Annotated in this window: 17 protein-coding genes; 2 read left to right on the top strand and 15 right to left on the bottom strand. The window is 69.2% G+C overall.

The genetic code is table 11. The annotated features are described in order from the left end of the window. Nucleotides 1–86 precede the first annotated feature (86 nt). From era to hrcA, 8 genes are all read right to left on the bottom strand, one after another. Nucleotides 87–995 carry a GTPase Era gene (gene era, locus ITJ66_RS09975; RefSeq protein WP_086473479.1) on the bottom strand — a complete coding sequence of 303 codons (909 nt, stop codon included), beginning with the start codon at nucleotides 993–995 and terminating at the stop codon, nucleotides 87–89. Further along, the gene (locus tag ITJ66_RS09970) at nucleotides 992–2,296 is read right to left on the bottom strand and encodes a hemolysin family protein (RefSeq protein WP_194644488.1); all 1,305 of its coding nucleotides are present in this window, start codon (nucleotides 2,294–2,296) and stop codon (nucleotides 992–994) included. Before ITJ66_RS09970 ends, era begins: the two co-directional genes overlap by 4 nt. After that, the gene (ybeY, locus tag ITJ66_RS09965) at nucleotides 2,296–2,763 is read right to left on the bottom strand and encodes an rRNA maturation RNase YbeY (RefSeq protein WP_079705750.1); all 468 of its coding nucleotides are present in this window, start codon (nucleotides 2,761–2,763) and stop codon (nucleotides 2,296–2,298) included. The genes ITJ66_RS09970 and ybeY overlap by 1 nt, the downstream gene beginning before the upstream one ends. Next, entirely contained in the window at nucleotides 2,760–3,773 is a 1,014-nt protein-coding gene (locus tag ITJ66_RS09960; protein ID WP_228501858.1) for a PhoH family protein, read from the bottom strand. Before ITJ66_RS09960 ends, ybeY begins: the two co-directional genes overlap by 4 nt. 76 nt (nucleotides 3,774–3,849) lie before the next feature. Continuing rightward, a complete protein-coding gene (locus tag ITJ66_RS09955; protein WP_137241797.1) occupies nucleotides 3,850–4,203 on the bottom strand; it encodes an HIT domain-containing protein in 354 nt (117 codons plus the stop codon). Between the two features lie 50 nt (nucleotides 4,204–4,253). Then, entirely contained in the window at nucleotides 4,254–4,991 is a 738-nt protein-coding gene (locus ITJ66_RS09950; RefSeq protein WP_137241798.1) for a 16S rRNA (uracil(1498)-N(3))-methyltransferase, read from the bottom strand. 1 nt (nucleotide 4,992) lies between these two features. Then, nucleotides 4,993–6,114, bottom strand: coding sequence for a molecular chaperone DnaJ (gene dnaJ, locus ITJ66_RS09945; RefSeq protein WP_064293629.1), 1,122 nt, complete (start codon nucleotides 6,112–6,114; stop codon nucleotides 4,993–4,995). Between the two features lie 54 nt (nucleotides 6,115–6,168). Continuing rightward, a complete protein-coding gene (gene hrcA / locus ITJ66_RS09940; RefSeq protein WP_085510717.1) occupies nucleotides 6,169–7,191 on the bottom strand; it encodes a heat-inducible transcriptional repressor HrcA in 1,023 nt (340 codons plus the stop codon). A gap of 216 nt (nucleotides 7,192–7,407) precedes the next feature. Here hrcA and ITJ66_RS19790 point away from each other — a divergent pair, with 216 nt between their 5' ends. After that, entirely contained in the window at nucleotides 7,408–7,965 is a 558-nt protein-coding gene (locus ITJ66_RS19790; RefSeq protein ID WP_228501552.1) for a DUF4870 domain-containing protein, read from the top strand. A 69-nt stretch (nucleotides 7,966–8,034) separates the two neighbouring features. Here ITJ66_RS19790 and hemW read toward each other — a convergent pair whose 3' ends face one another. From hemW to lepA, 3 genes are read right to left on the bottom strand one after another with little or no spacing between them, the layout of a single operon-like run. Beyond that, nucleotides 8,035–9,261 carry a radical SAM family heme chaperone HemW gene (gene hemW, locus ITJ66_RS09930; RefSeq protein ID WP_137241799.1) on the bottom strand — a complete coding sequence of 409 codons (1,227 nt, stop codon included), beginning with the start codon at nucleotides 9,259–9,261 and terminating at the stop codon, nucleotides 8,035–8,037. Between the two features lie 10 nt (nucleotides 9,262–9,271). Beyond that, a complete protein-coding gene (locus ITJ66_RS09925) occupies nucleotides 9,272–9,916 on the bottom strand; it encodes a DUF1990 family protein (protein WP_229938518.1) in 645 nt (214 codons plus the stop codon). Next, nucleotides 9,913–11,763, bottom strand: coding sequence for a translation elongation factor 4 (gene lepA, locus ITJ66_RS09920; protein WP_079705746.1), 1,851 nt, complete (start codon nucleotides 11,761–11,763; stop codon nucleotides 9,913–9,915). The genes ITJ66_RS09925 and lepA overlap by 4 nt, the downstream gene beginning before the upstream one ends. Before the next feature lie 219 nt (nucleotides 11,764–11,982). Here lepA and rpsT point away from each other — a divergent pair, with 219 nt between their 5' ends. Next, complete coding sequence (gene rpsT, locus ITJ66_RS09915) at nucleotides 11,983–12,243, top strand: 30S ribosomal protein S20 (RefSeq protein ID WP_064295571.1); 261 nt, start codon at nucleotides 11,983–11,985, stop codon at nucleotides 12,241–12,243. 197 nt (nucleotides 12,244–12,440) lie between these two features. Here the strand turns inward: rpsT and holA are convergent, their stop codons facing one another. The 4 genes from holA to ITJ66_RS09895 all read right to left on the bottom strand — a co-directional run bounded on the left by holA (nucleotide 12,441) and on the right by ITJ66_RS09895 (nucleotide 17,265). After that, nucleotides 12,441–13,496: a DNA polymerase III subunit delta gene (gene holA / locus ITJ66_RS09910; RefSeq protein ID WP_194644486.1), complete on the bottom strand. Its 1,056-nt coding sequence runs from the start codon at nucleotides 13,494–13,496 to the stop codon at nucleotides 12,441–12,443. Between the two features lie 65 nt (nucleotides 13,497–13,561). Further along, nucleotides 13,562–15,934 carry a ComEC/Rec2 family competence protein gene (locus ITJ66_RS09905; RefSeq protein ID WP_194644485.1) on the bottom strand — a complete coding sequence of 791 codons (2,373 nt, stop codon included), beginning with the start codon at nucleotides 15,932–15,934 and terminating at the stop codon, nucleotides 13,562–13,564. Nucleotides 15,935–15,981: 47 nt separating this feature from the next. Then, nucleotides 15,982–16,683, bottom strand: coding sequence for a ComEA family DNA-binding protein (locus tag ITJ66_RS09900; RefSeq protein WP_194644484.1), 702 nt, complete (start codon nucleotides 16,681–16,683; stop codon nucleotides 15,982–15,984). Nucleotides 16,684–16,845: 162 nt separating this feature from the next. Beyond that, complete coding sequence (locus ITJ66_RS09895; protein ID WP_194644483.1) at nucleotides 16,846–17,265, bottom strand: hypothetical protein; 420 nt, start codon at nucleotides 17,263–17,265, stop codon at nucleotides 16,846–16,848. Nucleotides 17,266–17,375: the final 110 nt, after the last annotated feature.

The raw sequence follows: 17,375 nt of genomic DNA, 5'->3' as shown, positions 1-17,375 counted from the left end.
CAGACACGCAAGTCACGTTCAGGTAACGGAGACCACCCGCACTGATCCGCACGGGCCCACGGCGCCGACGGTCGACCGGATCCGGGTCAGAATCCCAGGCGACCGAGCAGTTTCGGGTCGCGCTGCCAGTCCTTCGCGACCTTGACGCGGATGGAGAGGAAGACCCGCGATCCGACGAGCGGCTCGATCCCGGCACGGGCCCGGGCTCCGACGTCGCGGAGTCTGGAGCCGCCCTTGCCGATGATGATCGCCTTCTGACTGTCGCGCTCCACGAACACGTTCGCGTAGATGTCGAGCAGGTCGGTCCCCTCGCGCGGGATCATGTCGTCGATGGTCACCGCGAGCGAGTGGGGCAGCTCGTCCTGGACGCCCTCGAGCGCGGCCTCACGGATGAGCTCGGACACGCGGTCGACGACGGTCTCGTCGGTGGTGGCCTCGGTCGGGTAGAGGCGTTCCGAGAGCGGCATGAGCTTCGTCACCTCGGTGACGAGGATGTCGAGCTGATCGTCGGTCACCGCGGACAGCGGGATGACCGCGTCCCAGTCCCGGAGCTCCGAGATCGCGAGCAACTGCTCGGCGATCGTCGTCCGGCTGGCGGTGTCGGTCTTCGTGACGATCGCCACCTTCTTGGCGCGCGGGAAGCCGTCGAGCGACTCGTTGATGAAGCGGTCGCCGGGGCCGAGCTTCTCGTTGGCGGGGATGCAGAACCCGATGACGTCGACGTCGGAGAGGGTGGACTGCACGAGGTCGTTCAACCGCTGGCCGAGCAGGGTGCGCGGGCGGTGGATGCCGGGGGTGTCGACGACGATGAGCTGGCCGTGGTCGCGGTGCACGACCCCGCGGATCGCGCGACGCGTGGTCTGCGGCTTCGAGCTCGTGATCGCGACCTTCTCGCCGACCAGGGCGTTGGTCAGCGTGGACTTGCCGACGTTCGGACGCCCGACGAAGGACACGAACCCCGCTCGGAAGTCGGACGGAGGGGTGGTGTCGTTCATGGGTGCTCCCGGTGGTCGGTGGACGCCTGCTGGGCGTCCTGCAGCTGGTCGTCGCGCTGGGCGATGACGGTGAGGATGCGTCCCCGCCGCCCCTCGACGCGCTCGGCGGTGAGTTCGAGGCCGTTGGTCGACACCGTCGATCCGACGACGGGCAGCCGACCGAGGGCTTTCGCGAGGAGGCCGCCGACGGAGTCGACGTCGTCGTCGTCGAGTTCGAGGCCGAACAACTCCCCCAGCTCGTCGACGGGGAGACGCGCATCGACCCGGAACCGTCCGTCGTGCAGGTCGGTGATCTCGGGGGTGTCGGTGTCGTACTCGTCGGAGATGTCGCCGACGAGTTCCTCGATGAGGTCCTCGAGGGTGACGAGACCGGAGATGCCGCCGTACTCGTCGACGACCATCGCGATGTGGTTGGACTCCTTCTGCATCTGCTGCAGAAGCGAATCGGCCTTCTTGGACTCGGGTACGAAGCTCGCCGGCCGCAGGAGCGGCTCGATCGAGCCCACCTCGGTGACGCCGTCGCCACCGAACATCGCTCGCACCAGGTCCTTCAGGTACAGGATGCCGACCAGGTCGTCGATGTCGCCGTCGCTGACGGGCGCCCTCGAGATCCCCGTCTCCAGGAACACCTCGAGCGCCTCGCGGACGCTGAGATCGCGCTGCAGACTCACGAGGTCGGTGCGCGGGATCATCACCTCGCGGACGAGCGTCTCGTTGAACTCGAAGATCGAGTGGATGAGCTCGCGGTCGTCCTCCTCGAGGACCGAGTGCGCGGCGGCCTCGTCGACCATGCTCAGCAGTTGTTCCTCCGAGGTGAAGGAGACCGAACGGGGCAGCCCCGGGGTCACCCGGTTGCCCAGGGAGACGAGGACGTTCGCGACCGGGCCGAGGACCACGCGTGCGGCACGGATGGCGGGGGCACTGAAGCGCAGCACTCCGCTCGCGTGGGTCCGTCCGACGCCTCGCGGGCTCGCACCGACGAGCACGAAGGAGGTGCCGGTCATGATGACGACCGCGAGGACGAGGACGACCCACAACTCGTCGATCGACGAGGCCAGTGCGAGGGTGACGAGGACGGCGGCCGTGGTCTCGGCCAGGATCCGGATGAAGTTGATCGCGTTGACGTGCGCACCCGGATCGGCTGCGATGGCGCGGAGCGCGGATCCCGAGCGGGCGCCCTCTGCCAGGTCGAGGATGTCCGCGCCCGACTGGACGCCGATCGCGGCGTCGGCTGCGGCCATGAGACCCGCGAACGCGACGAGCAGGAACGCGACGATGACGAAGACGGCGACGAGGGACATCAGCTGGTGCGTCGTCTCTCCTGGAGCGCGAACGCGAGGAGGATGTCCCGCTGGATGCCGAACATCTCCTTCTCCTCGTCGGGCTCCGCGTGGTCGTACCCGAGCAGGTGGAGCACACCGTGGCAGGTGAGGAGCTGGAGCTCGTCCATCGTCGAGTGCTTCGCGGCGGCCGCCTGCGTCTCGGCGACCTGCGGGCAGAGCACGATGTCGCCGAGCAGCCCGGGCGGCGTCGGGTTCTCCTCGGTGCCGGGACGGAGCTCGTCCATCGGGAAGCTCAGGACGTCCGTCGGTCCGGGCTCGTCCATCCACTGGACGTGCAACTGCTCCATGGCGCCCTCGTCGACCAGGACGATGGCGAGCTCGGCATCGGGGCTCACGTGCATCGCGTCGAGCGCGAACGACGCCAGGGCGAGGATGCGCGATTCGTCGACGGCGACGCCGGACTCGTTGTTGATCTCGATGGTCATGAGCGTCCTCGCTTCGGCTGGTGGTCTCTGGCTGCGCCGCGACGCTCGGCACGGTTGGCGAACTCGGCGGCCTGCTCGCGTTCGAACCGCTGCGCCTGTCGGACGGCGTCGTACTCGCCGTAGGCGTCGACGATCCGACCGACGAGGGTGTGGCGGACGACGTCCTCGCTCGTGAGCTGGGCGAAGTGGATGTCGTCGACGTCCTTGAGCACGCGGGTCACGAGTCGCAGACCGGACGCACCGGTCGGCAGGTCGATCTGCGTGACGTCGCCGGTCACGACGATCTTGGACCCGAACCCGAGCCGGGTGAGGAACATCTTCATCTGCTCGGGGGTGGTGTTCTGCGCTTCGTCGAGGACGATGAACGAGTCGTTGAGGGTACGACCGCGCATGTAGGCGAGCGGCGCGACCTCGATCGTCCCGGCCGCGAGCAGCTTCGGGACGATCTCCGGGTCCATCATCTCGTTGAGCGCGTCGTAGAGCGGACGCAGATACGGGTCGATCTTGTCCGTCAACGTGCCCGGGAGGTACCCGAGTCGCTCGCCGGCCTCGACGGCCGGGCGCGTCAGGATGATCCGGTTGACCTCCTTGCGCTGCAGAGCCTGCACCGCCTTCGCCATCGCGAGGTAGGTCTTGCCGGTACCGGCAGGGCCGATGCCGAACACGATCGTGTTCTCGTCGATCGCGTCCACGTACGCCCGCTGCCCGACGGTCTTCGCCTTGATCGTCTTGCCACGCGAGGTGAGGATGACCTGCCCGAGCACCTCCGACGGGGAGGCCGAGCCGTCCTGCCCGAGCATGCGGGCGGAGGTGCTGACCTCCGCCGGCCCCGGGTCGTGTCCTTCTCGGACCATGGTGATGAGTTCCTCTACGAGTCGTCTGGCGGCGTCGGCCTGCGGCGCCGGGCCGGTGATGGTGATCTCATTGCCGCGCACGTGCACCGAGACACCGGGGTGTTCGCGCTCGACGGTCGTCAGGAGTCGGTCCTGTGGGCCGAGGAGACGGACCATGGCGAGCCCGTCCACCAGGAGGACGTGCTCGACCTCCTCCGTCCGCGCCGCAGCGGGGCGGTCCGGGTTCGAGGACTCAGGCTCCGCCAAGGGTGCCCTCCTGCAGAGAGCCGCCGAGGACATGCGCGTGCACGTGGAAGACCGTCTGGCCGGCGGACTCACCGGTGTTGAAGACGAGTCGGAACTCGCCACCCGTGTGCTCCTTCGCAAGCGACGACGCCACCTCGACCATCTCAGCGAGCAAGGAGGGGTCGCCAGCGGCCAACTCCACGACGTCGCGGTACTCGGCGGTCTTCGGGACGACGAGGAGGTGCACGGGCGCCTGCGGTGCGATGTCGGCGAACGCGATCACCCGATCGGTCTCGGCGAGGAGGGTCGTCGGGATCTCCCCCGACACGATGCGGCTGAATACCGACGATGCTTCACTCATGTCCACCAGTCTAAGGTTCGTGGCGGCCTCATGCGCGGGCTGGTGGATCGTCACCACCGACCGAGCAGCACGTTGAGCGCGGCGATCGCCGCAGGCCCTGCCGTCGAGGTGCGCAGGACGCCCGAGCCGATCCGGACCTCGATCGCGCCGGCCGCTTCGAGCCGCTCGCGCTCCGCCGGCGAGATGCCGCCCTCCGGACCGACGACGAGCACGAGCTCCTCGGCGAGCAGCGCCGACGGGTCGAGCTCCGAGAGCGCGAGTGCCGCACTGGGTTCGAGCACGAGGACAGTCCGGCCGGCGACGATCGACGCGAGTCCGCGGGTGTCGACGACCTCGGCCACCTCGGGCACCCGGGCACGGATCGACTGCTTCGACGCCTCCCGCACGATGAGCTGCCAGCGCGCACGGCCCTTGACCGCTTTGTCGCCCTGCCATCTCGAGATGCTGCGCTCGGCGCCCCACGGGACGATCCGGTCGACACCCAGCTCGGTCGCCGCCTGGATGGCGAGTTCGTCGCGATCACCCTTGGCCAGCGCCTGCACGAGGACGAGCCCGGGACGGTTCTCCGGATGCACCACGACCGACTCGACGCGGATCTCCAACTCGCCCGGCTCGCTGCGCACGACCGGTCCGGTCGCGATCAGGCCCCGGCCGTTGCCGATCGACGTCGTCTCGCCGACCCGCAGCCGACTCACGGCGACGGCGTGCTTCGCCTCGGGACCGCGGAGGATCACCGAGTCGCCGACACCGGTCGATTCGAGATCCTCGCGGAGGTACAGCGAACTCATCTCAACCGACGCCGTGGAAGCGGTCGCGGATCTTCGCGAACAGACCCTGCTGGAACTGCGCGAGCGCCGGAGCACCCTGGCGTCGTCCCGAGGCGAAGCTCTTGATCAGCTCGCGTTCGCGGTGGTCGAGCTTCGTCGGGGTGACGACCTGGACGCCGATCTTGAGGTCGCCCCGGCTGTTCCCGCGAAGGCGCGTGACTCCGCGGTCCTTGACCGTGATGACCTCCGAGCTCTGCACGCCCGGCCGCAGCTCGACCTCGACGTCGCCGTCGAGCGCGTGGACGGTGACCTGGCGGCCGAGGATGGCGTCGGTCATCGGGACTTCGAGCGTGCACAGCAGGTCGTCGCCGTCGCGGCTGAAGACGTCGTGGTGCTTGACCTTCATCTCGAGGTACAGGTCGCCGTTCGGGCCGCCGGCCGGGCCGACCTCGCCACTCCCCGGCATCTGCAGACGCAGACCGGTGTCGACGCCGGCCGGGATGTCGACCGACACGGTGCGGCGGGCACGGAGCCGACCCTGACCCTGGCAGGTGACGCACGGCGTCGCGATGATCGTGCCGTAGCCGCGGCAGGTGCCGCAGGGTGCCGACGTCATGACGTTGCCGAGCAGCGAGCGGACGGCCCGCTGGATGGAGCCGGTGCCGTGACAGATGTCGCAGGTCACCGGTGAAGTACCGGGCTGGCAGCAGGAGCCGTTGCAGGTGCTGCAGAGCACGGCGGTGTCGACCTCGAGGTCGCGGTGGGTGCCGAAGATGACCTCGTCGAGGTCGAGCTCGACGCGCAACAGGGCGTCCTCGCCGCGTGCGCGGCGGGACTTGGGTCCGCGCTGCTGTCCACCCCCGCCGAAGAAGGTGTCGAAGATGTCGCCGAAGCCGCCGAACCCGGCGTCGCCACCACCGAACCCACCAGCCTGCGGACCGAGGTCGTACTGCTGGCGCTGCTTGGGGTCGCTCAACACGTCGTAGGCGTGCGTGACCTCCTTGAACCGCTCCGAGGCGTCGGAACCCGGGTTCACGTCGGGGTGCAGTTCGCGTGCGAGGCGGCGGTACGCCTTCTTGATCTCTTCGGGCGTCGCCTCCTTGGCGACACCGAGTGCTGCGTAGTGGTCGGGGTAGTCAGCCACTGAGGGCCTTTCGTTCGAGGTGCGGAAGGTGTTGGGGGACGCGACGAGGATGCGTCACTCGGCGTCGAGGATGCGCGAGAGGTACCTGGCGACGGCGCGGACCGCAGCCATGTTGCTCGCGTAGTCCATTCTCGTGGGGCCGAGGACGCCGAGCCGGGCGATTTCGCCACCAGAGGAACGGTAGTTCCCGGCGAGGACACTCGTGGTCTCGAGGCCGAACGACGCGTTCTCCCGCCCGATGCTGGCGACCACGCTGTCGCGCTCGGACTCCATCTCACCGAAGAGCCGAAGCAGCACGACCTGCTGCTCGATGGCGTCCAGGACCGGATAGATGCTGCCGGGGAAGTCGTCCTCGGTGCGGGCGAGGTTGGCGGCGCCGGCCATGACGAGGCGGTCCTGGCGCTGCGCCGACAGCTGCTCGCGCACCGCGTCGACGATGCGGACGGCCGCCGCGCGGTCGAGGTCGGCGATGTCGGCGGGGACGTCGCCGATCGCGTCGTGGGCGTCGAGGAGTGGACGGCCCGCGACCGCCTCGTTGCACAGCGAGCGGAGCCGCGAGATGAGGTCGTCGTCGACCGGGCTCTCCGTCTCGATGAGCCGCTGCTCGACGCGGCCGTTGTCGAGGATGATGACCGCGAGCACACGGTTCGGGGTGACGCTCACCAACTCGAGATGCCGGACGCGTGCCCGGGAGAACATCGGGTACTGGACGAGCGCGACCTGGTTCGTCAACTGTGAGAGCAGCCGAACCGTGCGGTGCAGGACCTCATCGAGGTCGCCGGACGCGCCGAGGAAGGTCTCGATCGCCGTCCGTTGCGCGTTGTTCAGCGGACGGCGGTCGGCCAGGTGGTCGACGAACATCCGGTAGCCCTTGTCGGTCGGCACCCGGCCGGAGGAGGTGTGGGGAGCGGCGATGAGCTCTTCGTCCTCGAGCTGCGCCATGTCGTTGCGGATGGTGGCTGCGGAGACCCCGAAGGAGTGGCGGTCGACGATCGTCTTGGAACCGACGGGCTCACGCGAGGCGACGTAGTCCTGCACGATGACGCGGAGCACTTCGAGACCGCGATCCGACACCATCTCGATCTCCTCCCGTCATCCACCCCGGAGCACCGACCATCAGCACTCGAAGACCCTGACTGCCAATCATATCGCGGCCTCCGCGCAGCCGTCCCTTGCGCGGCCCCGTGCCGCGGGAATACCGTTGGCCGCAGGCGTGGGTCCCTGATGAGCAACACCTGGTGCGATACGCTCAGCTGGACCAATTGAATATCACTCTCCGTGAAAGGTGCGAAGATGTCCGATCCGAACGCTCAGCCGCCCGTCGACCCAGCGAAGGGCGGGTCGGTTCCGCCTGCAGGAGACGGCGCGACGCCCCCTCCCGCAGCTCCGCAGCAGCCGCCCGCAGGCGCCTACCCGCCCCCGCCCGCCGGTGGCTACGCGCCGCCGCCGCCCGCTGCCGGCTCCTACCCGCCGCCGCCCGCAGGCGCCCCGCAGTACCAGCAGCCCTACGCCGCCGCTCAGCCCATGAGCCCGTCGGATGAGAAGCTCTGGTCGACGCTCATCCACATCGGTGGGATCTTCTTCGGATTCATCCCGCCGCTGATCGGCTACCTGGTCCTCAAGGACCGCGGCCCGTTCATCAAGGCGCACACGCTCACCGCGCTGAACTTCCAGCTGACGATGCTGATCGCGCTCGTGGTCGGCTCGATCCTGACGATCGTCGTCGTGGGTCTGTTCATCATCATCGCCGTGTACGTCGTCGTGATCGTATTCAGCATCATCGCCGCGATCAAGGCGAACAAGGGCGAGCTGTACAACTACCCGCTCACGATCCAGTTCATCAAGGCCTGATCCGTCGAGTCGCACGAGAACAGCCCCGTCCGGTCCGCCGGGCGGGGCTGTTCTGCGCCTCGGGCAGGGTCAGTCGCCGACCAGACGGCGGACGACCGCGTCGGCGAGGAGCCGTCCGCGGCGCGTGAGCTCCAGCCGTCCGAGGAGGGCCTGCCGTGCGTCGACCAGTTCCTCGGCGATGAGCCCGGCGACGGCCGTGCGAGCCTCGGGGGCGAGCGTCCGGATCGGGATGCCGTCCCGTGTGCGAGTGAGCAGCAGGATGCGTTCGAGTTCCCGGGTCTCGTCGTCCAGGGTCTCCCGGCCGGCGGCCGGCGACTCCCCCGCCGCGATCCGCTGGGCGTACGCCGCCGGGTGCTTGACGTTCCACCAGCGCACCCCGCCGACGTGACTGTGCGAGCCCGGGCCGACACCCCACCAGTCCTCGCCGGTCCAGTAGGAGAGGTTGTGTCGGGAACGGTGCGTGTCGTCCGTCGCCCAGTTGCTGACCTCGTACCAGCCGTAGCCGGCCTCGGTGAGCAGGTCGTCGGCGAGCTCGTACATGTCGGCCTGCAGGTCCTCGTCGGGGGTCCCCACCACGCCCGAGCGGATCTGGCGCGCGAGTTTCGTCCCGGGTTCGACGATGAGCGAATAAGCCGACACGTGGTCCGGAGCGCAGGCGATCGCCGTCTCGAGTGAGACGCGCCAGTCGGCCAGGGTCTCCCCCGGCGTCCCGTAGATGAGGTCCAGGCTGACGCCGAGGCCGGCCTCGCGAGCCCACTGCACGACGAGCGGCACCCGAGCCGGATCGTGCGTGCGCTCGAGGGTGGCGAGCACACTCGGCACCGCGGACTGCATCCCGAAGGACACCCGGGTGAATCCGGCTTCGGCGAGCGTGCGGAGGTAGGCGGCGTCGACGGAGTCGGGGTTCGCCTCGGTCGTCACCTCGGCGCCGGGAGCGAGGTCGAAGTTGTCCGTCACGCCACGGAGCATCCGGACCAGGTCGTCAGCGGGGAGGAGCGTCGGTGTACCTCCACCGAAGAACACGGTCGAGACCGGTCGGTCGGGGACGGTCGACGACGCCAGGACGGACTTGCCGAAGCGGAGTTCTGCGACCGCCTCGTCGGCGTAGTCCGACTGCTTCGCGCCACGGAGCTCGGTCGCCGTGTAGGTGTTGAAATCGCAGTAGCCGCACCTGACCCGGCAGAACGGCACGTGCAGGTAGACCCCGAAATTGCGCTCGTTGGCACCGACGGCCGCCGTCGCCGGGAGGAGTCCGTCGGACGGGGCCGGATCGGCGAGTGGAAGGGCGCTCGGCACGGTCCGTCGCTCAGACGCCGCGCGACGGCAGGAGCGCGCGGAGGTAGGCGTCGTTCATGGTCTTGCGGCGGCGCTTGGAGCCGACGAGCTTCGCGGCACCCTTCGTCGGGCGGAAGAACGAGCGCACGACGATCCAGACGGAGTCGTCCTCGCGCTGCTCGATCGTGAAGGACTGCTCACCGCTCTCCGGATCGCCCTCCATCGTGCCGATGGCCAGACTCACGTGACCCGGCTCCTCGGTGACGGAGATGACGCGATGCGGCCCGACGAGCGGTTCCCCGCCGACGGTGCCGGCGAAGACGACCGTCGTGCCCGGCGTGATGAACGGCGTGCCGTCCTCGGCGAAGCGCTGTTCTTGGTGCGTCTCGATGGGTTCCAGCGGCGTCCCGTCCTCGGCGAAGGCGATACCGCCGTACTGCACGCCCGTGCCGGGGTGCACCTCGGAGATCTCCACGCCGCTCGAGCGGTGCAGTCCCCAGGTGAGGAGGGCGCTGCTCGCGAGGGCGAACCGCTCCTCACCGCTCCCGAGGCGGAACTCGTCCTCCGACGGCACGTAGCCCTCCGGCGGGTACTGCATGAGGTCGGTCCGCTGGGTGGCGCCGACGGCCGCGTAGTCGACCGCCTCATCCTCGAACGAACTGCGTCGTGCGTTCACTTCTTGTCCTTCGTCTCCACGTCCCCTGAGAGCGCTGCGATGAACGCCTCCTGAGGCACCTCGACCTTGCCGACCATCTTCATCCGCTTCTTGCCCTCCTTCTGCTTCTCGAGGAGCTTGCGCTTGCGGGTGATGTCACCGCCGTAGCACTTGGCCAGGACGTCCTTGCGCATGGCACGGACCGACTCGCGGGCGATGATCCGCGCACCGATGGCGGCCTGGATCGGCACCTCGAACTGCTGGCGCGGGATGAGCTTCTTCAGGCGCTCGGTCATGAGCACACCGTAGGCGTACGCCTTCTCGCGGTGGACGATGGCGCTGAACGCGTCGACCTGGTCGCCCTGCAGCAGGATGTCGACCTTCACGAGGTCGGCGGCCTGCTGACCGGAGGGCTCGTAGTCGAGCGATGCGTACCCCTGCGTGCGGCTCTTCAGGTGGTCGAAGAAGTCGAACACGATCTCACCGAGCGGCATCGTGTACCGCAGTTCGACGCGGTCCTCGCCGAGGTACTCCATGCCGAGCAGCGCACCTCGACGACTCTGGCAGAGTTCCATAATGGTGCCGACATAGTCCTTGGGGGCGAGGATGCCCACCTTGACCATCGGCTCAGACACCTCGAGGATCTTGCCGGAGGGGAACTCGCTCGGGTTCGTGACGGTGACCACCTGCTTGTCCTCCGTCTTCACCTCGTAGGTGACCGACGGTGCCGTGGCGATGAGGTCGAGGTCGAACTCGCGCTGCAACCGCTCGGTCACGATCTCGAGGTGGAGCAGGCCGAGGAAGCCGACGCGGAAGCCGAAACCGAGGGCGACGGAGGTCTCCGGCTCGTAGTTGAGCGAGGCGTCGGAGAGCTTCAGCTTGTCGAGCGCGTCGCGGAGGATCGGGTAGTCGCTGCCGTCGATCGGATACAGACCGGAGAAGACCATCGGCTTCGGGTCGGTGTAGCCCGGGAGGGCGTCGGTCGCCGGCTTCACCGCGGTCGTGACGGTGTCGCCGACCTTCGACTGCCGGACGTCCTTCACGCCCGTGATGAGGTAGCCCACCTCACCGACGCCGAGGCCCTTCGTGGGCGTCGGCTCCGGCGAGCTGACGCCGATCTCGAGGAGGTCGTGCACCGCGCGCGTCGACATCATCTGGATGCGCTCACGCGGACTCAGCTGGCCGTCGATCATGCGGACGTAGGTGACGACGCCACGGTAGGTGTCGTAGACGGAGTCGAAGATCATGGCACGCGTGGGTGCGTCCGGGTCGCCCACCGGGTTCGGGATGCGGCCGACGACGCGGTCGAGGAGTTCCTCGACACCCATACCGGTCTTGCCGGACACCCGTAGGACGTCTTCGGGCTTGCCGCCGATGAGGCTCGCGAGCTCCTTCGCGTACTTGTCGGGGTCTGCCGCCGGGAGGTCGATCTTGTTGAGCACCGGGATGATCTCGAGGTCGTTCTCGAGGGCGAGGTAGAGGTTCGCGAGTGTCTGCGCCTCGATGCCCTGTGCGGCGTCGACGAGGAGGATCGCGCCCTCGCAGGCGGCGAGCGACCGCGAGACCTCGTAGGTGAAGTCGACGTGCCCGGGGGTGTCGATCATGTTGAGCGCGAAGGTCTCACCGTTGAGCGACCACGGCATGCGCACGGCCTGGCTCTTGATGGTGATGCCGCGCTCGCGCTCGATGTCCATGCGGTCGAGGTACTGCGCCCGCATGTCGCGGTCCGAGACGACGCCGGTGATCTGCAACATGCGGTCCGCCAGGGTCGACTTGCCGTGGTCGATGTGGGCGATGATGCAGAAGTTCCGGATGAACGCCGGGTCGGTCGATGCCGGCTCGAGGGCCTTCACTGCTTGGGGGCTCACGCGTTCCTCGGGGTCAGGGGTGGAATCGGGCAACCCTCATTGTCCCACGGCGGGGAGCACCCATGCTGCGGTACCCTGGATTGCCAGAACTCAGCCCGACTGGTAATGTTGCCTGTTGGCTTGCGTGTGAGTTGAGACCACACGAGAACTCGCTTGAAGACGCCCTCTTCCGTCCGACGGCACCGAACATCATTTCCTCGAACCGAAAGTTGACCCAACGTGGCAAACATCAAGTCGCAGATCAAGCGCATCGGCACCAACAAGAAGGCCAACGAGCGCAACAAGGCCGTCAAGAGCCAGCTGAAGACCGCCATCCGCGCAACCCGTGAGGCCGTCGTCGCCGGCGACAAGGCTCAGGCTGAGTCCGCTCTCAAGCTCGCCTCGAAGAAGCTCGACAAGGCCGTGAGCAAGGGCGTCATCCACGAGAACCAGGCAGCGAACCGCAAGTCGGCCATCGCCAAGCAGGTCAACGCGCTCTAAGCGACACCAGCTGCAAGGCCCCGGCGTTCCTCGGAACGTGCGGGGCCTTTCGCGTTCCCGGAGCACACCGGTCCCGGAGCACACCGGTCCCTGAGCACACAATCGGTCCCTGAGCACACAACCGGTCCCTGAGCACACAACCGGTCCCTGAGCTTGTCGAAGGGCATCCCGCCCGCCACCACGGCCCGCTCGGCGGGCTACCGCTCCGACAGATCGACCCCGCGTGCCGCGATGACGCCGACGAGCCGTTCGAGTGCGAACACCGGGTCGCGGCTCGCGCCTTTCACGCCGGCGTCGGTCTCGGCGAGCATCTGCACCACGCGGCCGATACCGGCGTCCGTCCAGCCGGACAGGTCCCGACGGGCGCGGTCGACCTGCCATGGCGCGAGGCCGAACTGCTGCGCGATCTGCCCGGACCCGCCGCGTGCCGACGACACCTTGGCCATCGTCCGGATCTTCATCGCGAACGCGGCGACGATCGGCACGGGGTCGGCACCCGAGTCGAGCGCCTGCCGCAGGGCGAGCAGTGCTTCCCCGTGTCGTCCGGCGATCGCGGCGTCGGCGACGTCGAACGCGCTCGTCTCGAGACGACCGCCGTAGTACTTGTTGACCGTCTGCTCGGTGATCTCCTCGGAGGCGTCGGCCATGAGCTGACTGCACGCGGCAGCGAGCTCGGCGAGGTCGTCGGAGAAGGCGCCGACGAGTGCACGGAGCGCCTGGGGCGTGATGCGACGACCCGCCGTCTTGAACTCCGCCGCGGCGAAGTCGGCCTTGTCGCTGTCCCGCTTGAGTTCGGTGCAGACGATCTCGACACCGCCACCGGTGCCTGAGCGGATGGCGTCGAGCAGCTTCTTGCCGCGCACGCCTCCGTTGTGCCGCAGCACGAGGTAGGCGCCCTCCGGCGGTGCTTCGAGATACCGGATGGCTTCGGAGAGGAACTGGTCGGAACACTTCTCGACCTGGCTGACGCGGACGAGCCGGGGCTCACCGAAGAGCGACGGGCTCGCGACCGTGAGCAGCTCCCCAGGGGCGTAGCTGTCGGCGGCGACGTCGTTGACCTCGAGCGAGGGGTCTTCGGAGACGAGGAAGTCGCGCAGCCGGCGGATCGCCCGGTCGGCGAGGAAGGACTCCGTGCCGGTCACCAACACGATCGGCGCCGGGCGGATCTCCGACCAGCCGAGCTGCGGGATCGCCGCCGAGGCTTTGGCCGCCGTCTTGGCCTTGCCGCGACCGGCGGAACGTGGTGCAGCCACAGCGGCTCCTCTCGACCGTCCGAGTCTACCGGCGACCGCCGACGCCAAGCGGGGCGGTCGGCGGCTCACCCGCCGCGCTCCGACCACACGCGGAACCCGCCGCCGTCGTCCGGGCCGAGGACGATGGTCCCAGACTCGTCCGTGCGGAGGACCTCGGCCCCGGTGGCCTCGTAGAGCTCGAGCGCTGAGCGCGTCGGATGCCCGTAGCCGTTGTCGGCCCCGACGGAGACGAGCGCCACCGTCGCGCCCACCCGGCGCGCCAGGCGGTCGCTCTGATCGGCGGAACCGTGATGCGACACCTTGACGATGTCGACCGCGTCCCCGAGCGCGTGCCGTCCGAGCAGCCGGTCCTGTGCTTCCTCACCGAGGTCGCCGAGCAGCAGCACCGATGCGGCGAGGAGGTCGAACCGGACCACCACGCTCGAGTCGTTCCCCGGTTCGACGCCACCTGCCGCGGGGTCCGGCCACAGGACGCGCCACGGCGCCGCGCTCTCCGGATCCCCCAGCACCCCCTGGTCCCCGGCGCCGGCCTGTCGCACCTCCGCACCGCCCGCTCGGAGCACTCGCGCGATGCGCTCGTCCTCCGGGTCGCCGACCGGCCCGAGCAGCACCTCGTCGACCCTGCCGACGACCGCGTCGAGGCCTCCGACGTGATCGAGGTCGTAATGGGTGAGGACGAGCAGCTCGATGCGGGAGACCCCGAGTTCGTCCAAGCACGCGCGGAGCGGTTCGGGGTCGGGCCCGACGTCGACCAGGGCGGTGGCGCCGCCCTGTCGCAGGAGGACCGCGTCGCCCTGACCGACGTCGCAGGCGGCGACGATCCAGTCGCCCGGCCGATGCAGGGCCGGGCCGAGTCCGTCCCCGACCGCCCGACCGCACAGTGCAACGAGCGACACGACCACCGCCACCCCGATCGTCCTCGACCACCGCGGGGGCAGATCCCGACGGAACAGCAGGAGCGTGGCGATCAGGGCCGTCGGCACCGCGACGAGCACGACGCCGAGTGGCCCCTCCGGCCACGGCACCCTCGCGGCAGGGACGCCCTCGAACCACCGGGCCACTGCGGCGATCCACGTCGCGGGCACCCACCCGAGCCATGCGACGAGCAGCGCGAGTGGTGGTGCGAACGGGACCAGCAGGCAGGCGAGCAGCCCGAGCATGGTCGCGGGCGCTGCGGCCGGGCCCGCGAGCAGGTTCGCGGGGACACCGCCGAGCTGGATCGCGGGATCGAGGAGGACGAGCATCGGCTGGCAGGCGAGCTGGGCGGCTGCCGGGATCGCGATGAGGGCCGCGATCCCTCGCGGCAGCCATCTACCCAGCAAGTCCGTGAGGGGTCCGCTCAGAAGCAGCAGACCGCTGGTCGCGAGCACCGAGAGCCCGAACCCGTACTGCCCGGCCAGCCAGGGGTCGGCGACGAGGAGCACGACCACCGCCAACGACAGCGCGGCGAGGCCACGGATCGGCCGCCCGAAGCCGCCCAGCACCAGGACGAAGGCAGCCATGAGTGCCGCCCGTTGCACGCTCGGTTGGGGCGTCACGAGGACCACGAAGGCGACGAGGCACAGCAGGGCGCACGAGATCCTGAGCTTCCGTCCACCACCGACCGCCGCGACCGCCGTGCTGACGAGCCACACGATGACCGCACAGTTCGCTCCGGACACGGCCGTCAGATGCGAGAGTGAACTGCGCTGCATCGACTCCGTGACCGCGTCACTCACCTGGCTGACATCGCCGATCGCGAGGCCGGGCAGCAGTTCCCCACCCGGGCCGGGCAAGGTGGACGCGAGGCCGACGAGGCCGGAACGGAGCGACGCCGACCAGTCGAGGATCGCCGGCGGCTCCCCCAGCAGCTCGGGTTCCTCCCGCGCGAAGAGCAGCGCTGCCCGCGCATCACCCGGTGCATTCCATCGGAGCGAGCCGTCGACGCGCCAGCGCTCGCCGATCCTCGGCGCCCGATCCACCGGCACCGGCGCGAAGACGAGGACCGGGACCGAGAGTCCCTCCAGGGCTCCCCCGTCGTCCGAGACCGTCACAAGGTCGGCTGCGAACCGAACCGTGGGTGCAGTCGTGACCGAACCGGTGGGCACGGCGTCGCCGGTCACCACGACCTCGGCGGTCACGGGCGTGCTCCCGAGCTCGAGCAGAGCCTCCGGCTGCCGGTCAGGCGCGCGTGCGGCGATCGACGCGGCGACCATGCCGAACAGCGCCGCGGCGCACGCGCACAGCAGGAGTGTCGTGATGACGACAAACCCTGTCCGACGCTCCCCCGGGCGATACTCCGCACGGCGACGCCGGACGACCGTGCTGCACCCGAGGCAGGCGGAGGCGACGAGGAACGCGACCAGTACCCCACCCCAGGCCAGCGTTGGAGCCGCGCTGCAGACGGCCGCACCGACCCAGGTGACCGCCGCCGGGATGAGCAGGCGCGGGAACCGCATCGCGCTCTCACCTCGCCCGGATGTCGGTCCGGTGGCCGCGTCTGTGGTCACACCGTCGCCGCCGCGCGAAGGCCCTCGAGGGTCTTCGCGCCGATGCCTTCGACCGCGCTCAGGTCGTCGAGGGTGGCGAACGCTCCGTTCGCGTCCCGCCAGGCGACGATGCGCGCAGCCAGGGCCTCCCCGATCCGCGGGAGTGCGGTGAGTTCGGCCGCGGATGCCGTGTTCACGTTGACGAGCTGCGAGCCGGACGGACTCCCGGCAGCCGACCCGCTCGCGCCTCCGCCAGGTGGCACCTCGCCCACCACGGGGACATAGAGCTGCTCGCCGTCGTTCACGAACCGTGCGAGGTTCACGGCACTGGTGTCCGCTTCCGGCAGGAGGCCGCCGGCGGACGCCACCGCATCGAACGCACGTGATCCGTCCGGCAGCCGGTAGACACCAGGGGCCGCGACCGCTCCAAGTACATGGATGAACAGCTCCCCCGCCGCCGAGCCGGCGGGCGCGGTCGCTCCCGGAGTCGCGCCGGGCACAGGGCTCGCATCCGCCGACAGCTCCGCCCCACCGATCGTCCGCACCGCCCCACCTGAGGTGAACAGCGAGACGAGGATGGCGACCACGAGGGCCGCGATCACCAGCACGACGACCGCCCCGGCGCGGAACTCTGGGCGCGGTAGCTCACCGAGCAAACGGCGCGTCGACGAACGCCTGGACGGCACCGGGTGGGACGTGGGTTCCGGTTCGATGGTCATCCTCGAACGCTACGAGCCCGGACGCCCCGCACCACACGCTCGCCGTCGCCATGGACACCGAACACCCCGCGCCCGCCCCTGTGGAGCGCGTTCGCCTGGGATGCAGAATGCAGTCAGCTCACTGAGCGCCTCGGTGTTGACCGGTCGTCTTCCGACTGGGGGTCAGGCCACTCTGGCTGGCTCGGCCCGCGCTCGTGTCGAACACTTCCCGAACCAGATCCACAGCCAGCGAGCCGTGGCGAGGATGAGCACCGCGAACAGGCTCTGATTGATGACGCCGAACCACGACAGTCCGCCGAGCAGAACGAAGACGGTCCAGTTCACCGCGATGTCAGCGACGATCACCGCGATGCCGAGCACGATGCCGGCGCGCCGCCGAAGGATGATCAGCACCGCGGTGATGGGGTCCAAGACCGTGAGTGTCACCCAGAACAGCCGGACGCCGGGCGGGAAACCGCCGTAGACGTCCAACCCGCCGAGGATCAGATCAGCGGTGTGCGTGGTCGTTCCGATCAGGAAGCCGATCACCCACAGGATCTGGAACACGCGGAGCGTTCGTACTGATGGGGCGAGAGCGGTCACCCGGTCATGCTACCGAGGAAGCACAGGCAACCGGGCGGGACGCGATCCGAGAACACCCTGCCGTCGGATGGGACACGGGGTCCGACTCGATGGTCGTGCTCGAGCGCTCC

Source organism: Plantibacter sp. VKM Ac-2885 (genome assembly GCF_015351205.1).
Lineage (GTDB): Bacteria > Actinomycetota > Actinomycetes > Actinomycetales > Microbacteriaceae > Plantibacter > Plantibacter auratus.
Note: the sequence above shows the minus strand (reverse complement) of the source record. Positions and strands in the feature narration are given on the sequence as shown.